Source organism: Sinomonas sp. B1-1 (genome assembly GCF_050474465.1).
Lineage (GTDB): Bacteria > Actinomycetota > Actinomycetes > Actinomycetales > Micrococcaceae > Sinomonas > Sinomonas flava.
In genome coordinates, this window is record NZ_JBCHVF010000001.1 from 872349 (window position 1) to 888194 (window position 15846).

The 15846-nt window shown below is 68.5% G+C and carries 13 protein-coding genes; 4 read left to right on the forward strand and 9 right to left on the reverse strand.

Annotated elements, in window-relative coordinates:
* Positions 1 to 19 precede the first annotated feature (19 nt).
* The gene (locus ACQ5BE_RS04085) at positions 20 to 487 is read right to left on the reverse strand and encodes a hypothetical protein (RefSeq protein WP_430295592.1); all 468 of its coding nucleotides are present in this window, start codon (positions 485 to 487) and stop codon (positions 20 to 22) included.
* Positions 488 to 623: 136 nt separating this feature from the next.
* Positions 624 to 1427 carry a hypothetical protein gene (locus tag ACQ5BE_RS04090; RefSeq protein ID WP_430295593.1) on the reverse strand — a complete coding sequence of 268 codons (804 nt, stop codon included), beginning with the start codon at positions 1425 to 1427 and terminating at the stop codon, positions 624 to 626.
* 241 nt (positions 1428 to 1668) lie between these two features.
* Between ACQ5BE_RS04090 and ACQ5BE_RS04095 the strand changes: the two genes are divergently transcribed.
* The 4 genes from ACQ5BE_RS04095 (at position 1669) to ACQ5BE_RS04110 (ending at position 7235) form a co-directional block, all read left to right on the forward strand.
* Positions 1669 to 5064: a chitobiase/beta-hexosaminidase C-terminal domain-containing protein gene (locus ACQ5BE_RS04095; protein WP_430295594.1), complete on the forward strand. Its 3396-nt coding sequence runs from the start codon at positions 1669 to 1671 to the stop codon at positions 5062 to 5064.
* Between the two features lie 292 nt (positions 5065 to 5356).
* Positions 5357 to 5824: a hypothetical protein gene (locus ACQ5BE_RS04100; protein ID WP_430295596.1), complete on the forward strand. Its 468-nt coding sequence runs from the start codon at positions 5357 to 5359 to the stop codon at positions 5822 to 5824.
* Between the two features lie 65 nt (positions 5825 to 5889).
* The gene (locus ACQ5BE_RS04105) at positions 5890 to 6330 is read left to right on the forward strand and encodes a hypothetical protein (RefSeq protein ID WP_430295597.1); all 441 of its coding nucleotides are present in this window, start codon (positions 5890 to 5892) and stop codon (positions 6328 to 6330) included.
* The gene (locus ACQ5BE_RS04110; protein ID WP_430295598.1) at positions 6240 to 7235 is read left to right on the forward strand and encodes a hypothetical protein; all 996 of its coding nucleotides are present in this window, start codon (positions 6240 to 6242) and stop codon (positions 7233 to 7235) included. The genes ACQ5BE_RS04105 and ACQ5BE_RS04110 overlap by 91 nt, the downstream gene beginning before the upstream one ends.
* Before the next feature lie 101 nt (positions 7236 to 7336).
* On the opposite strand, the gene ACQ5BE_RS04115 is transcribed toward ACQ5BE_RS04110, so the two are convergent.
* The 7 genes from ACQ5BE_RS04115 to glf are packed head-to-tail and all read right to left on the reverse strand — an operon-like array spanning position 7337 to position 15719.
* A complete protein-coding gene (locus tag ACQ5BE_RS04115; protein ID WP_430295599.1) occupies positions 7337 to 8299 on the reverse strand; it encodes a glycosyltransferase family 2 protein in 963 nt (320 codons plus the stop codon).
* Positions 8300 to 8301: 2 nt separating this feature from the next.
* Positions 8302 to 8778 (reverse strand): GtrA family protein, encoded by a 477-nt coding sequence (locus ACQ5BE_RS04120; protein WP_344298536.1) that lies wholly within the window; start codon positions 8776 to 8778, stop codon positions 8302 to 8304.
* Positions 8778 to 10889, reverse strand: a complete 2112-nt coding sequence (locus tag ACQ5BE_RS04125; protein ID WP_430295600.1) for a DUF6541 family protein — start codon at positions 10887 to 10889, stop codon at positions 8778 to 8780. The genes ACQ5BE_RS04120 and ACQ5BE_RS04125 overlap by 1 nt, the downstream gene beginning before the upstream one ends.
* Before the next feature lie 60 nt (positions 10890 to 10949).
* Complete coding sequence (locus ACQ5BE_RS04130; protein ID WP_344298538.1) at positions 10950 to 11678, reverse strand: ABC transporter ATP-binding protein; 729 nt, start codon at positions 11676 to 11678, stop codon at positions 10950 to 10952.
* Positions 11678 to 12535: an ABC transporter permease gene (locus tag ACQ5BE_RS04135; RefSeq protein ID WP_344298539.1), complete on the reverse strand. Its 858-nt coding sequence runs from the start codon at positions 12533 to 12535 to the stop codon at positions 11678 to 11680. Before ACQ5BE_RS04135 ends, ACQ5BE_RS04130 begins: the two co-directional genes overlap by 1 nt.
* Positions 12532 to 14535 carry a glycosyltransferase gene (locus tag ACQ5BE_RS04140; protein ID WP_430295601.1) on the reverse strand — a complete coding sequence of 668 codons (2004 nt, stop codon included), beginning with the start codon at positions 14533 to 14535 and terminating at the stop codon, positions 12532 to 12534. The genes ACQ5BE_RS04135 and ACQ5BE_RS04140 overlap by 4 nt, the downstream gene beginning before the upstream one ends.
* Entirely contained in the window at positions 14532 to 15719 is a 1188-nt protein-coding gene (glf, locus tag ACQ5BE_RS04145; RefSeq protein WP_430295603.1) for a UDP-galactopyranose mutase, read from the reverse strand. The genes ACQ5BE_RS04140 and glf overlap by 4 nt, the downstream gene beginning before the upstream one ends.
* Positions 15720 to 15846 lie beyond the last annotated feature (127 nt).

Genomic DNA, 15846 nt, shown 5'->3' on the forward strand with positions numbered 1-15846 from the left:
GGGAGACCAGCTGCCCGGGCTACGCGGGGGCGCCGGCGTCGATCCAGCGCTTCATGATGGCTGCCTGCGGAGCCTGAGGGGCCAGGACGAGCACCCCTTGGACGATCGGGGCGCCGACCCGGCGGATCCCGGCCTCGACCGTGCGCTGGTCCAGGCGGGTCGCGGCGGTGACGATGTCCAGGCAGATCTGCTCGCGGCTGCCCTTGGCCCCGGCCGCGAGGGCGGCGTCCACGGCCGCGTTCTCCTCCGCGGTGAGGGCCTGCGGCCGGGGGCCGACGTACTTGGCCCGGCATGAGGCCACCTGCAGGTAACGGCTGCTGGACCACAGCTCTTCCAGGCTCGTCAGCTCGGGAAGATCGGTGCCGTCGTAGAGCGTCGCGGCGAACAGGTACCGCGTGGGCCGTTCCGGCCTCTCCTTCGCGGTATCCGTGGGGGTCTTGCGGGCCGTCGGCACGGCCGGCGCGGCCTGCGCCCCGACCGCCGCCACAGCGGCAACCCCTACTCCGACTCCGATCGCAAACAGCTGGATAGCACGACGCCTAGGGATCTCCACGAACGCCCCCGATGTTCGGATGCTCCCCAGCAACGCATACAACGGCCGCGTGGGCCGGGCGGCCCCGCCCTTACATCTTCCTCCAGATCCCGCAATTGTCACTACTGAAGCTGCTGCCGCGGTTCAGGGTCACCGTGGACGCCTCGGCAGCACCGCCGGAAGCCACTTGGGCCCCGGCGCCTGAGGCCACGGCCCAGCGGCACGACTCGGCGGGATTCACCGCAGCGTAGTCGCCGGCAGCGATCTCAGGGCCGACGGCGTGCGACCCGTCGCCGAAGCGTTCGCCTGACGCCCACGCTTGGATGATCTTCCCCTGGGGAGCATCCGGGCAGAAGGCAGCTGCGGCGCGCAGCATGTCCCTGCTGGCCGCGGCAAAGCCCTCGGGTCCTGTTTCGTCCGAGATGCGTGTGCAGAGGCGCATGGCCTCAAGGACCGCGTCGAGCGCGGCGTCCCCCGTCGCCTGCCCGTGCAGGGCCGTGTCCACCACGGCAGTCTCGTCGCCCTGGGGTTCGTACGGCCGGCTCCCCTGGTATGCGACGGTGCATTCCTTGATGCGGACGTAGTTGGTGCTGGCCCAGACCTCTTCGAGGCTGTACCGCGAGATATCGGGCGCATTGTCCACGTGGCTGCAGGTGATGAGGAAGCGCAGGTCCTCTGCTGCGAGCGTGGTGCCCCGGGCCGAGGATGGGCGCGTGGCGCTGGAGGAGGACGACGGCGAGTGGCTCGCGGACGCCGTCGTGCTCGCGCTGCCGTCGGGAGCCGAGCCGGTGCTGCAGCCTCCGAGGACCAAGGAAGTCGCGGCCAAGAGCGGCACCGCGAGGATCAGGCCTCTGGAGGCGCCGCGGAGAGGGACGGCACGCGTGGCAGGTGGCATGTTCCCCCCTTCCGAGGCGGACGTCGCGGCGGCCCGGTTCAAGCCGACGGTCCCTGTCCATATCGTCCCGACTCCGCTGTTCGGGGGTCAAGGCAGCCGAGGGCTCGGAACGGGCACAGATCGGAACCTGTGGCGACCCCGGGTCTTCAGGCCCTGTGCGCAGAGCGCTGCGAGGGTGCAAGATGGTCCCTGTGGGCCCAGAGGGTCCAATATGGGGCATGCGGGGCTGGGGAGCATCCGGATGAAACGGGGGACACTCGTGCTCGTCGGCTTCTCACGGCTCGTCGGCAACGCGATGAGACCGGGCACGCTCAGGAAGTCCAGCGCTGGCATCGTCGCACTGACGCTCGCCGCCACGATGGCTGTCGGAGTCGCGACCGCAGTCCCGGCAAGCGCGGACCAGCCGAAACAGACGTTCGTCACCGGCCTGACTCAGGCCGCCGGCACGATCATCGACCCCGTCGGCCGCGTCTGGGTGGCGGACCGCAAGGCCGGTTTCTGCAGGATCCAAGAACCCACCGGAACGACACCCGGCAGGATCGACCATCCCCTCACCTCCACCGACACGACGGCGCCCACGTGTCTGGGCGGCACCCTCGACAAGGCCGGCCCGGGCCCCCTGGTCCCCGGCGCACCTGCCTTCTTCGATCCGGACGGGCAGCCCGGCAGCGGCGACGAGCTCGTCTTCATCCCGGACCAGACCCCGGGGGGCTCACAGGTTGTCCGAGCGAAGTGGAACCCGTCGACGCAGAAGTTCGACTACGCGAACACCCTGCAGATCTTCGACGGCGACCTGCGTCCGAACGCCGTGAGCCTCGGCGCGGACAAGAACATCTACCTCAGCTTCGAGCGCACGCGGGTGATCGCGCGCCTGACCTACCCTGAGATCCAGCACCCGAGCCTCGAGAGCATCGCCTCGGCCTCCGGTGCCGTCACCGGCATCGCCGCGGCCGGACTCTCGGGCGGCCGGAACATCGTCTACGTCGCCGAGGCCAGCGGGATCACGCGCTTCACGGCGCCCCCCGACGGGACCCTCGCGAACATCACCCCGACCGCAGCGTTCAGCGTGCCGAAGGCTGGCGCGCTCATGTTCGACAGCTCGTCGAACACCCTCTACGCGGGGACCTCGATCGGCGCCACCTCCGCCGACGCCGGCAAGGACTCGGTCGTCAAGGTGAGCCTCGCGAACAACGCCGTCGACACCCAGTGGGCACTGGGCTACTCGAAGGTGACGGGCCTGGGCGTGCTCGGCGGCAAGGTGCTCGTCATGGACGACGCCGGGCTGCTGTCCTCGCCCCCGCCGTCGGGCAAGGGCGTCATGTACCGCCTCTCCGGCGGGGTCGTGAGCATCACCGGCGGCCCGACACTGGCCAATGGGCAGGCGGCACCCGACCCGGCCTTCACGAATGACTCGACGCCGACCTTCACCGTCTCCGCCACCCCGGCGGCATCGATGCAGTGCGCGATCACCGCCTCGGGGAGCTCGAATCCCGTCTGGACCGACTGCACCTCCGGCACCTACACGCCGTCCACTCCGCTGGCCGACGGCGCGTACACCTTCCAGGTCAGCGCGACCGGCGGCGGCAGCGCCGCGAGCCGCGACTTCACGGTGGACACCCAGGCGCCGGCGGCGCCGACCATCACGAGCCCGACGTCGACGACGCCGGTGAACGGAAGCCCGACCTTCTCCGCCACAGCCGAGACCGGCGCGACCTTCGTGTGCGCGATCGACACGACCGCTGACGCGAGCTTCACTCCCTGCACACCGGGCAGCCAGCTCTCCTTCACAACCGAGGGCCAGCACACCCTCTACGTGAAGGCCGTGGACAAGGCCACGAACCGCAGCACCGCTGCCTCCGTGGTCGTGCAGGTGGACCTCACTGCGCCGCAGCTCTCCATCACCTCGCCGACGGATGGCTCCACGGTCACGGTCTCCCAGAACGTGGACGTGGTCTTCTCCTCGACCTCGACGGATGTCGACCGGTTCCTGTGCCGCATGGACACCCAGGCCTTCACGGCCTGCACCTCGCCAAAGACCTTCACCAACGTCACGGCGGGACAGCACCGGTTCGAGGTGCAGGCCACCGACAAGGCGGGCAACACGACGACCACCGGCGTGACCGTCACGGTGAACATCGTCGACACCACGCCGCCTACCGTCACGGCGAGCCCGGCGGCGGGGACGTACGGGCCCTCGCAGTCGATCACGCTCTCGGCCAACGAGCCGGCGACCATCTACTACACGACCGACAACAGCACTCCCACCACCTCGAGCACGCCGTACTCCGGGCCCATTCCGATGGCGACCATGACCCTGAAGTTCTTCGGCGTGGACAGCTCGAAGAATGCGTCGACCGTCCAGAGCGTCGCCTACGTGCTCGACAACACGGCACCGACGGTGACTGCATCCCCGGCGCCCGGCACCTATCCATCGGGCCAGCAGATCACCCTGAGCAGCTCCGAGTCGGGGTCGATCTACCACACGGTCGACGGCTCAACGCCGACCACCTCGAGCACGAAGTACACGGGCCCGATCACCCTCAATGGTCCGCTGACCATCAAGGCGATCGCGGTGGACCCCTACGGCAACACCTCGGCGCCGGCCAGCTTCGCCTACCAGGTCCCCGACACCACGGCGCCCGTGGTCAGCGCCTCCCCTGCCGGCGGCCAGTACGCCTCGGGGACGAAGATCTCGCTGAACTCGAATGAGACGAACACGACGATCTACTACACCACCGACGGCAGCACGCCCACCACGTCGAGCACGAAGTACAGCACGCAGCTCACCCTCACGGCCGCGATGACGCTGAAGTTCTTCGGCGTCGACGCTGCCGGCAATGCCTCAGGTGTCGTGACCGAAACCTACACGGTGACGCCCGCGGTGGTTCCGTGGAAGGACTACACCAAGGACGGCATGAACGACGTCGTGGCGATCGACTCCAGCGGCAACGGCTACATCTACCCCGGCGACGGCAGCGGCGGCTGGCTTACCCGCCTGAGCTCCGGCACCTGGACCGGCCTGTCCTTGATCACCGCCACACGCGACCTCGACGGCGACGGCATCAGCGACCTCGTCGCCCGCGACACCAACGGCGCCCTCTGGCTCTACCCCGGCAACGGCACCGGCGGCTGGAAGGCACGCACCCAGCTCGCCACCGGCCTAGGCACCGCCAACCTCATCACCGCCCCCGGAGACTTCACCGGCGACGGCAAGACCGACCTCCTCATCCGCGACACCACCGGCGCCCTCTGGCTCTACCCCGGCACCGGAACCGGAGGCCTCGGCACCCGCACCCAGGTCGGCTGGGGCTGGGACACCATGAACGCCATCACCAGCACCGGGGACTTCAACGGCGACGGCAAGACTGACATCCTCGCCCGCGACGCCAACGGCGCCCTCTGGCTCTACCCCGGCACCGGAACCGGAGGCTTCGGCACCCGAGCCCAGGTCGGCTCCGGCTGGGGCGTCATGAACGCCATCCTCGGCATCGGCGACTTCAACGGCGACGGCAAGAACGACGTCCTCGCCCGCGACACCGCCTCCGGAGGCCTCTACCTCTACCCCGGCAACGGCACCGGCGGCTGGCTCAGCCGCACCCAGGTCGGCTGGGGCTGGAACGGCCTCACCCTCCCCTGACCCCACCCGGGCCGGCCCGGCCCACGCACGACGGCGCCCCCTCCCACCCAGGAGGGGGCGCCGTCGTCCGCGTCGCCTGCCCAGGAAGTCTGCCCCGCGGTTCTGGGTCGTTGTGCCCTGTGCCGGAGCAGCCCGGATCCCGCACGATGGAAGCAGCGGGGCCAGCCGGTCCACGCAACCGTTGTATGCGTTGCTGGGGAGCATCCACAGAACACCGGGGGCGTTCATGGAGATCTCCAGGCGTTTTGCCTTACAGCTGTGTGCCCTGACGGCAGGAGTAGGGGTTGCCGCTGTGGCGGCGGTCGGGGCACAGGCCGCGCCGGCCGTGCCGACGGCCCGCAAGACCCCCACGGATACCGCGAAGGAGAAGCCGGAACGGCCCACGCGGTACCTGTTCGCCGCGACGCTCTACGACGGCACCAGCCTCCCGGAGCTGACGAGCCTGGAAGAGCTGTGGTCCAACAGCCGCTACCTGCAGGTGGCCTCCTGCAAGGCCAAGTACGTCGGCCCCCGGCCCCAGGCCCTCACCGCGGAGGAGAACGCGGCCGTGGACGCCGCCATCGCCGCCGGGGCCAAGGGCAGCCGCGAGCAGATCTGCCTGGACATCGTCACCGCCGCGACCCGACTGGACCAGCGCACGGTCGAGGCGGGGATCCGCCGAGTCGGCGCCCCGATCGTCCAGGGGGTGCTCGTCCTGGCCCCCCAGGCTCCGCAGGCGGCCATCATGAAGCGCTGGATCGACGCCGGCGCCCCCGCCTGAGGATGCGGCCAGCCAGCACCTGAGTCCGACGATCCACGGCCAGCATCAGAAAGAGGAGAGAGAACATGGCGTTCACTGTGGCGACGGCGAAGGTCAACATCACCCCCACGCTGAGTTCCAACCCCTACATGGCCGGCTACGGCACTGCGGACGGCGGACGCCTCGCGACGAGCAGCACCCCGTATGAGCCCCTGTGGGCCCGCGCCGTCGTCATCCGTGAGAACGGCAGCCCCCATCTGATCCTGAGCGTCGACGTCCTGGCGATCCCCCGGACGATGCACCAGCGCATCCGCCCGCGGCTCCTCGCGCTCGCCAACTGGGCAACCGCGGACATCCTGCTGCAGGCCACCCACACGCACAACGGGCCCACGCTCGTCGACACGCTGCAGCCCTTCTCCAGCTACGGCATCACCGAATGGACCAGATCCGGGCCTACTCGTCCTGGCTCGAGGACCGGATCGTCGAGGCCGCCCGGGCGGCCCTCAACGCCGGGCAGACGACGGTGAGCCTCGACTACAAGGTCATCCAGCAGACCTGGTCGGTGAACCGGGCCGGCCTGAGCTATGTCGAGACCGACGTTCCGGTCCTTGTGTGCCGCCGCTCGAACGGGACGGCCGCAGCGGTCATCTTCGGCTACGGCTCGCACCCCGTCGCCGCCGGCGACCGCTCCCTGTTCGACGGCGACTACCCCGCCGGGGCGTGCAACTACATCGAGAACCGCTCCGACGCCTTCGCGCTCTTCCTCATCGGCCCCGCCGGCGACCAGAACCCTGCGGGCTCTCCGCCCAGCTGGGCGCTGCGCGACCAGTGGGGCGACTCGCTGGGCTCCGCCGTCCTCAGCGCGGCGCAGAGCGCCGGCCGCGCCCTCACCGGCCCGATCAACACCAAGTACCAGCAGGTCAACCTGCCGCTGGAGATCAGCACGACCGCGGGCAATCTTGCGGCGCTCCGCAATGCCTATGCCGCCCGCCTTCCCAACCCGAGCGGCTTCCCGGCCTACTACGTGCGCCACGCGCAGATGATGATGGCCAGGATCGACTCCGGCAACGTCGCCACCAGCGTCCCCTCCCCCTTCCAGGTCTGGACCATCGGCGGCGGCACCCCATTGCGGATGGCCTTCGTCGGCGGGGAGATGGTCAGCGGCTACGCCGCCTACTTCCGGTCCAGATACGGCGGATCGGCCGGGATCTGGATCGGCGGCTACGCCAACGAGTCCTGCTGCTACATCCCCTCCAACGAGTACTTCTCCCCATACATGACCGCCGGCAGCTACGAAGGCGGCTGGGACACCGACGCCCCCGGCATCGCCGGCGGCTCCATGACCGTCTACGGCCACATCGCCCACTTCCGCGCCGGCACCAACGGCGTCGAATCCACCCTCATCAACGCCCTCACCGCCATGCTCGGCTGACCGGCCCGCGGGACGGCGTCGGCCCCCACCCCGGGCGGGGTGAGGGCCGACGTCGTGCGTACCGATCTCTCACAGAGCACCGGCCGAAGCCGGATGCCCGCCTAATTCGCAGTCTGCGGCTGGAGCTTGTGTAGGGTCGGGCTGTTGGGGCTGCCCTGGATGTCGAGCTGGAGCGACATCAGCAGCATCTGGACCCCGAGCATGAAGGGCACGGCAGCGAGCATGACCGAGCCCGCGGTCGGCGAGCCGACGCTCGCGAGGATGACCCAGATGCCGATCGCGATCCCGCCCACGAGGAGGGCGAGCCCGAAGATCAGCAGGAGGGCGACTGCGGAGAACGACCAGACCATGTACTTCCACCACACCCGCCGCCAGAAGCCGCCGAAGAGCAGCGAGACGAGCTCCGGGATGACCCTGCTGAGCTTGATGCTGGAGACCTCGGCACCGTACACGGCCGGGATCGGGACGTCGCAGATCGGCACGTCGAGGATGTTCAGGTGGATGAGGAGGTCGTTCTCGAAGCTGTACCGCTGCGCGACCTTGTTCAGGGGGAGCCTGCGCAAGACCTCCGTGCGGATCGCCGTGTAGCCGTTCTGCGGGTCGAAGATGTGCCAGTAGCCCGAGGCCAGCTTCGTCATGAACGACAGGACGATGTTGCCGAAGATCCGGTAGCCCGGCATGCCCGCGAACGACTCGCCTGAGAAGAATCGATTGGCCTTCGCGAACCCGTATCCGTCGATCACGGGGTCAAGCAGCTGCGGGAGGTACTCGGGGTCCATCTGGGCGTCCCCGGCCATGACCACGTTGATCTCTGCGCCGAGGTCCATCGCGGCGCGGTGCGCCGTCATGATCGCACCGCCCACGCCCTGGTTGACCTCGTGGCGGATGAGGGTGACGCGGCCGTCGTCGGCGCGCCGTGCGGCACCAGAGGTGTCGTCAGGACTGCAGTCGTCGACGATCACGATGTCGTCGACGAAGTCCGGCATCGTCTGGATGACCGTCCCGATGTGCAGCTCCTCCTTGTAGGCGGGCACGACCGCGGCGATCCGTACTCCTCGGTACATCGTTATCCTTCGCTGTTCGTCGATGGTGTCGGGTGAATGGGGGCACCGGTGTCCGGCGCGCTGGGCTCGGCGGCCTTGCTCCTGTGGTGCTGTGGGAAGACCCAGTGCTTGTAGATGAAGTAGTTCCAGCCGGTGGTCAGGATGGTGGCGACAACCTTGCCCACCACATAGCCTGCACCGACGAACTCGAAGAACTGGACAATGCCCATGACGGCGAGCGTGTTCACCACGAGGAGCCCCGAGTAGCGCAGGACGCCACCGAGCGCGCTGCCGCCACCCCCGAAGGAGAAGTGGCGCTGCAGGAAGTAGTTGAAGAAGAAGCTTCCCCAGAACCCGGCGCCCGTCGCGACCCACAGCGGGAGGCCGAACACCTGGTAGCACAGGGCCAGGAGGCCGAGGTCCACGAGGAAGCTGAGGCCGCCGATGAAGAGGTAGCGAAAGAGGCTCGAGCGCAGGAAGCGCTTGGCTTTGTCGAGCATCAGCAGATCCTTCCAAGGGGGGCAATCCTGTCGGGGGCGGAGTTCAGGAGAATGCCGGGCACGTCCCCGATCTGGTGGCGGTCGCCAGCCCGGGCATCGAGCTGGGCGCGACCGCCCGGCAGGCTGTCCCAGTCGATCCTGTAGACGGCGGCATTGCCGTCGCGGGCGAGGAGCTTGAGGAATGGGATCTGGTCTGGGTGCGTCAGCCCGGGCTTCGGCTCGTCCCAGGCCCGGATGGTCCCATCGGCGATGTAGACGTACTCGATGCCGAGCTCGGCGGCCGCGGCGCGGACCTGGGCGTCGGTCGCGAGTTCGGGGAGCTTCTGCAGCACGAGGAGCTGCCGGTTGGTCGGCAGGATCTCGAAGTGCCGGATCATCGGCATGCGGTTGCCGAGCGCGTACATCCAGACCGAGCCGTTGCACGAGTCGTTGAGAACCGTGGCGTCCTGCGGCACGTAGTCGGCGATATGGGTCAGGAGGCGCACCTCGGCCGTGGAGAGCGTCGCGCCGTCGACCTTGGTGTTGATCTCAATCCGTGCCGCGTTCTCTGCGAAGTAGGGACGTGCGACGACTCCCGCGAGCAGGAGCACGACCGCTGCCGTGGCGAGCACAGCGACAGGCGTCGCGGACGACGCCGCGTGCGCGGCCGCCGTCGTGCGCTCGCCCTGCGCGCGCCTCCCCCGCTGGCTGCGGAACCGCCGCACCGCCCAGCCGACGGCCTCGGCCAACTGCGCCACACCGAGCCCGGCCAGCGGCACGAGCAGCATGACCAGGATGCCGAAGATCCGCCACTGGTCGTCGTAGAACGGAGCGGTCAGGCTCGCGAACAGCGTGCTGTTCGAGCCCATCGTGTAGGCGGAGAGGAAGGCGTACGCCAGGACCGGGGCGAGGTACCACCACATCTTCGGCCGCACGAGGAGAGCCACAACCCCGAGGCCGACCATGGCGGAGAGGATCGGCTGGGGGGTTGACCCGTGGTGCAGGAGGAGGATGTTCTGGATCGCGCCCATCCGGTCGGTGTCCGCGGCCCAGACCTGCTTCGAGACGCGCTCCGCCTCCTTGAGCATCTGCTGGATGATCGGCAGGCCGAGGACCGCCGCGAGGACTGCACCCGCGGCGAGGACGAGGGCGGGCACCACGGCCGCGAGGCGGCGTCGGACCAGGAGCGCGATGAACCAGAAGACCAGGATGGGAGCCACCACGAAGGCCAGCGAGGGGTGGACGGCGATGAGCGCCACCGCTCCGAACGCGATCGCGGGCACCCACAGCCAGAGACGGCCGAGGGCGGCGCGCACGGCGAGGAGGCAGAAGGGCCCGACGAGCAGCATCCCCGCGAAGAAGGGGATGAGCGGTCCGCGCCAGAGGAGGTCGAACGGGTACACCGTGAACCAGCCGGACACAGCGGCCGCGGCCGCCAGCGCGACGGGGCGTCGCGTCACGACGAGGCCGAGCGCGACAGTGCTCAGGGGGAGCTGGACGGCCATCATGAGCACGACGAAGACATTCAGGAACGTGGGCAGCGCCACACCGGTCACCGGCCAGACCAGCGCGAGCATGGCGTGGAACGCGATCGGGTAGCTCCGGATCGGCGCGTCGGCGATGTTGGTGTCGTAGTACGCGAAGTTGCCGGCGATGGAGGGGTCCCACACCTGGTTCTCCGCGATGAGGCGGATCATGTTGGCGTGCCACGGGATGTCCCAGTCCTGGTTGATGCCCAGCAGCCCCTCAGTGCCGACCGTCCACGAGGTGGCGGCGACGACTCCCCCGGCGAGGATGCCGGCTGCCAGGGTCAGCCACGCCCCGCGGTAGCCCCACCTGCCGAAGAAGGGCTCCGGATCCGCGGCGGGCCTACGCCTCCGGACGACGACGCGGACGCCGAAGAGCACGGCGGCGAGGACGAGGACCGTGATCGCCACGGTGAGGGCGTTCCATGCCATGCCGGCGAGGTGCCCGATGGCCCCGATGCTGGCAAGCGCCCCGACTCCGATGAGCGGCGCCACGGCCGGCAGGAGGATGCGGCGGATGCCGAGCGCCTCTCCCAGCAGCCAGCCGGGACCCCACCAGACGAGGGCGATGAGGGCGACGCTGAGCGCCAGCGGGCCGAGGTCCATGTGTCGAATGGCCTTTCTGGTGGTTCCGGGAGGGGTCTGGGGGCGGGACGGGGCGCGCGGCTACCGGGACCGGAGCCAGTCGACGGCGTCCGGGGCGGGGCCGTCGAAGGCCACCTTGCCGTGCTCGAGCACGACGCCGCGGGTGCAGATGCGGGCGACCATGTCGAGGTCGTGGCTCACGACGACGAGCGTCCGGCCCTCGTCCGAGAGCTTCCGGATCCGCTCGAGGCACTTGCGCTGGAACGGCTCGTCGCCGACGGCCAGGATCTCGTCGACCAGGAAGATGTCCGGCTGGGTGTGCACGGCCACCGCGAACGCGAGGCGCAGGAACATGCCCGAGGAGTAGAACTTCACCTCGGTGTCGATGAACTGCTCGATCTCGGAGAAGGCGACGATCTCGTCGAACTTCTCGTCGATCTCGGCCTCGCTCATGCCCAGGATCGCCGCGTTCAGGTAGACGTTCTCCCGGCCCGAGAGGTCAGGGTGGAACCCCGCGCCGACCTCGATGAGGCCCGCGACCCGGCCGCGCGTGCGCACCGTGCCGCCGTCGGGCAGGATCACGCCGGAGATCAGCTTGAGCAGGGTGGACTTGCCCGAACCGTTGAAGCCGAGCAGCGCGACGGTCTCACCCTCCCTGACCTCCAGGTCCACGCCGTCGAGGGCGCGGAACTTCTTGGACAGGTCCTCCTTGCGGCCCTTGAAGAGCCAGACGACCGTCTCCTTGAGGGAATGGGTGTGCCTGAGGTTGAAGGTCTTGCCCAGGCCCTCGATCTTGATGACGGGATTCATCAGACCTCCTGGGCGAAGTGGCCTTCGAGCCGGCGGAACGCCAGCTGGCCGATGAGAAGGAACAGTGCGGCCATGCCCAGGCCCGCGAGGCCGGTGAGCATGAGGTGCGGCGGCAGCTCGACGGGGCCGCGCACCGAGGGGTGCCAGAACGCCCAGTGGAACATCTCCACTGCCACCGTGACCGGATTCAGCTGGTACACCACGAACAGCCAGTCGGGCAGGATGCGCCGGATCATGGTCCAGTCGTAGAGCACAGGCGAGACCCAGGTGACCATCATCATGAGCATGTCCACGATGTTCTCCGAATCGCGGAAGAAGACGTTCACCGCTCCGGCGAGCAGGCCGAGGCCCACCGCGGTGATGGACACGATGACGAATCCGATGACCGCGCCCACGAGGCCGGCGAGGTCCGGGCTCCACCCGCTCACCAGCGCGGCGAGCAGGAGGACGATCAGCTGCGGGAGGAAGTGCACGGCCGCGACCCACACCGAAGCCACCGGGAACAGCTCCCGCGGAAGGTAGATCTTCTTCACCAGGGGCGCGTTCCAGACGATGGAGCGCGTCGCGTTCGAGAACGCCTCGGTGAAGAAGTTGACCACGATCACGCCCGAGAACATGTACAGGGCATAGTTCGGGATGGCCTCCCCCACGCGCAGCACGATGCCGAGCGCGATGAAGAGCACCAGGTACTGCACGAGCGGCTTGACGTACGACCAGGCGAGCCCGAGGACTGATCCGCGGTAGCGGACCCTGAGCTCCTTGCGGACGATCAGCTTGAGCAGGTACCGGCGGCGGAAGACGTCGAGGAGCCCGGCTCCGACGCCTGGCGTGTCGTAGGTGGCGGTGTCCTGGGTCATTTCGCGGTGCCGGACACCGAGGCGTCGAACGTCTTCTTCCATGCTTCCATCGATGTGATCTCGGGCAGGGCCTTGCGGTAGCGGGCGCGGAGCTTCTCCCAGTTCGCGAACAGCTGCGCGTGCAGCGCCACGGACTCGGCGAGGAGCTCGCGGGCCTTCTTCGGGTCGCGCATGTACCAGGAGGCACCGGTCCCGTCCGCGTTGGACACCACGGCGCTGTCGAGGTGGGCGAGGCTCCACCACTTCCCATCCTGGTGCGCCACGTGCGCTTCGGGATGGTCCTTCGCGTCGGTGCGCACGGGCATGACCGTCTGCTTGAGCACGGTCTTGGCCGCCCAGGGCAGCAGGCCGAGCGTGGAGGGCATCCGGTACGACTGGGGCTTCTTCGGGGGCTTCTTCCGGAAGGGCGCCGGGAAGGCCCCCGGGTCGGTCTTGATCTGGGAGTCGGTGAACTCGTTGCGGAGCGCGCGCAGCTTCGGCATCATCGTGGGGAGCTGCTCGTGCAGGCCCTCGGGGCCTGCCAGCACGTCCTTGAGCGCGAGCAGACGGGCCTGCTCCGGGTAGTACTGCATGGACACCAGGTGCTTGACGTCGTTGTTCATGCTCTCGCGGAAGATCCGGCCGCCCTTGGCGTAGGGCGAGTGCAGGAGCGTGGCGATGAGACGGTTGCGCTCGTGGTAGAAGGCCTGCCAGTCGACGGAGTCGTCCTTGTCAGCCCATGAGACGTGCCAGACGGCAGCACCCGGGAGGGTCACCGTGGGGAAGCCTGCCGCACGCGCACGGAGCGAGTACTCGGCGTCGTCCCACTTGATGAACACCGGCAGCGAGAGGCCGATGTTCTCGACCACCGTGCGGGGGATGAGGCACATCCACCAGCCGTTGTAGTCGACGTCCCACCGGCGGTGCAGCGGCGCCGAGGCGCGCAGGCCCTCGGTGCTGAAGTCGTGGTTGCCCAGGTCCTGGATCGGGCCCCACAGGAAGCGGTACGGGTTGACGACCTCGGCGAAGGCGTGCAGCACCGACTTGTTGAACATGTCGAACATGTGTCCGCCCACGATGGTGGGCGTGCGGCACAGGTCCGCGAAGGCGACCGCACGGAGGACACCCTCGGTCTCCAGGTTGATGTCGTCGTCGAGCAGCATGACGTAGTCGCTCTTGCCCGCGCTGACCATCTCGTACATGTTGCGGGCGAAGCCGCCGGAACCGCCGAGGTTGCCCTGGTTGATGATGCGCAGCTGGCTGCCCATCGTCGCTGCGACCTCGTCGAAACCGTCCTGGTCGGCGACCTTCTGGGTGCCCTGGTCGACGATGATGAGCTCGTCGAGGATCTCCAAGACGCCCTGGTCCGCGGCGATCGTCTCAATGGTCTTGAGGCAGTAGTCGGCACGGTTGAACGTCGTCACGCCGAGCGTCACGCGGCCTTGCGGACGGCCGCCGTCGGGCACGGACCACTCGGCCTGCTCGAGCGTCATGCCCGAGGCCCCCGCGACGAGGTCGAACCAGTACCATCCGCCGTCGCCGAACGGCGACAGCGTGAGGTCGAACTCGAGGCGGCTGCTGCCGTCCACGAGCACGGAGTCCACGCGCTGGGACACGCCGCGGGCATTGGAGCGGTAGACGACGACGGTGCCCTCGCCCTGCGTGGCGACGGACAGGACGGTCTTGTCCGCGACGGTCCACTTGCGCCAGTAGCTCGCAGGGAAGGCGTTGAAGTAGGACCCGAACGAGAGCCGCTCGCCGGGGCGGACCCGGACGCTGCGGCGGGACAGGATGTCCTGGGGGTGCAGCTGCTGGCCTGCACTCACCGTCTGCACGGTCCCGTCGCGGCCCTGGCCGGTGGTCGACTGCACCTTGCGGATGTCCGGGTCGACGTAGAGCGGGAGGGTGTCGAGGTCGCGCGTCACGGGGAACACGACACGCTGGACTACGCGCAGGTCCCCATTGCCGGCCTGCTCCGCCGCTGTCTTGGACGTCGTCTGCTTGTCTGCGGTGACGCTCATGCGTCCACTCCCCCGCTCTCGAGCTTGGCACCGCCAGTGAAGTGCGGCTTGATCTTGTTCTCGAACATCGACAGCGCCGAGCCGATGGCCATGTGCATGTCGAGGTACTTGTACGTGCCGAGGCGGCCGCCGAAGAGCACGTCCTTCTCGGACTTGGCCAGATCCCGGTAGGCGAGCAGCTTGCTGCGGTCCGCCTCGGTGTTGATCGGGTAGTAGGGCTCGTCGCCCTTCTCGGCGAACCGGGAGAACTCGCGCATGATGACGGTCTTCTCGGTCTGGTAGTTGCGCTCGGGGTGGAAGTGCCGGGGCTCGATGATACGGGTCCACGGGACGTCGGGGTCGTTGTAGTTCACCACCGAGGTCCCTTGGAAGTCACCCGTGTCGAGCACCTCCTCCTCGAAGTCGATGGTGCGCCAGGACAGGTCACCCTCTTTGTAGTCGAAGTACCGGTCGACCGGGCCCGTGTAGACGACGGGGACGTTGCCGACCACGTTGCCCTTGCTCACCGGCTGCGACTCGTCGAAGAAGTCGGTCTCGAGTTGGACGGTGATGTTCGGATGGTCGGCCATGCGCTCGATCCACGCCGTGTAGCCCCGGGTGGGCAGGCCCTCGAACGTGTCGTTGAAGTACCGGTTGTCGTACGTGTAGCGCACGGGGAGCCGCGAGATGATCCCGGCGGGCAGGTCCTTGGGGTCCGTCTGCCACTGCTTGCCGGTGTAGTGCTTGATGAACGCCTCGTAGAGGGGCCGGCCGATGAGCTGGATGCCCTTGTCGTTGAGGTTCTGCGGGTCTGTCCCCGCGAGCTCGCCCGCCTGCTCGGCGATGAGGGCGCGGGCCTCGCTCGGCGTGTAGTTCGCGCGGAAGAACTGGTTGATGGTCCCGAGGTTGATGGGGAGGGGGAAGACCTCGCCCTTGTGCACTCCGTAGACACGGTGCACGTAGTTGGTGAACGTCGTGAAGCGATTGACGTACTCCCAGACCTTCTCGTTGGACGTGTGGAACAGGTGGGCGCCGTAGCGGTGCACCTCGATCCCCGTCTGGCCCTCGGTCTCGCTGTACGCATTGCCTCCGATGTGGTGGCGGCGGTCGATCACTGTCACCTTGAGGCCGAGGTCTGCGGCTGCGCGTTCGGCCACTGTGAGGCCGAAGAAGCCGGAGCCGACAACAACGAGGTCTGCAGTCAAGATCACTCCTGTGGGTTGGCGGACTGCTGGCGAGCGGGCACAGCAGGCCCAATGGTCCGGGTTCAGCCTACCGGAGCGCGGCAGGCTTCCCTGAATCGGGGTCGGTGGGATGCCCCACTCTGGGACC

Coding starts and splice junctions, on each gene's coding strand:
- ACQ5BE_RS04090 (WP_430295593.1), bottom strand. CDS start 1,427: ATGCCACCTGCCACGCGTGCCGTCCCTCTCCGCGGCGCCTCCAGAGGC.
- ACQ5BE_RS04095 (WP_430295594.1), top strand. CDS start 1,669: ATGAAACGGGGGACACTCGTGCTCGTCGGCTTCTCACGGCTCGTCGGC.
- ACQ5BE_RS04105 (WP_430295597.1), top strand. CDS start 5,890: ATGGCGTTCACTGTGGCGACGGCGAAGGTCAACATCACCCCCACGCTG.
- ACQ5BE_RS04110 (WP_430295598.1), top strand. CDS start 6,240: ATGGACCAGATCCGGGCCTACTCGTCCTGGCTCGAGGACCGGATCGTC.
- ACQ5BE_RS04115 (WP_430295599.1), bottom strand. CDS start 8,299: ATGTACCGAGGAGTACGGATCGCCGCGGTCGTGCCCGCCTACAAGGAG.
- ACQ5BE_RS04120 (WP_344298536.1), bottom strand. CDS start 8,778: ATGCTCGACAAAGCCAAGCGCTTCCTGCGCTCGAGCCTCTTTCGCTAC.
- ACQ5BE_RS04125 (WP_430295600.1), bottom strand. CDS start 10,889: ATGGACCTCGGCCCGCTGGCGCTCAGCGTCGCCCTCATCGCCCTCGTC.
- ACQ5BE_RS04130 (WP_344298538.1), bottom strand. CDS start 11,678: ATGAATCCCGTCATCAAGATCGAGGGCCTGGGCAAGACCTTCAACCTC.
- ACQ5BE_RS04135 (WP_344298539.1), bottom strand. CDS start 12,535: ATGACCCAGGACACCGCCACCTACGACACGCCAGGCGTCGGAGCCGGG.
- ACQ5BE_RS04140 (WP_430295601.1), bottom strand. CDS start 14,535: ATGAGCGTCACCGCAGACAAGCAGACGACGTCCAAGACAGCGGCGGAG.